Origin of the sequence: Pseudoalteromonas sp. GW168-MNA-CIBAN-0100 (genome assembly GCF_040309225.1) — a bacterium.
Classification (GTDB): domain Bacteria; phylum Pseudomonadota; class Gammaproteobacteria; order Enterobacterales; family Alteromonadaceae; genus Pseudoalteromonas; species Pseudoalteromonas arctica.
Genome location: NZ_JBEOOL010001223.1, coordinates 1 through 211, shown reverse-complemented (window position 1 = coordinate 211; position 211 = coordinate 1). Strand labels below are relative to the sequence as shown.

Genomic DNA, 211 nt, shown 5'->3' with positions numbered 1-211 from the left:
GGAGCGGTACACGAGGCTCGAACTCGTGACCTCGACCTTGGCAAGGTCGCGCTCTACCAACTGAGCTAGTACCGCATCATATTAATTCTAAATTAACCATTTACAAATTACACTTGGTAATGTAATTAAACCACAAAGTGGTGCCCGAGGCCGGACTTGAACCGGCACGACTTGTTAGTCGAGGGATTTTAAATCCCTTGTGTCTACCAAT

1 tRNA gene is annotated in these 211 nt (G+C 46.4%); it reads right to left on the bottom strand.

Annotated features, from left to right (window positions below):
• Positions 1-2 precede the first annotated feature (2 nt).
• A tRNA-Gly gene (locus AAEY62_RS25300) sits at positions 3-75 on the bottom strand.
• Positions 76-211 lie beyond the last annotated feature (136 nt).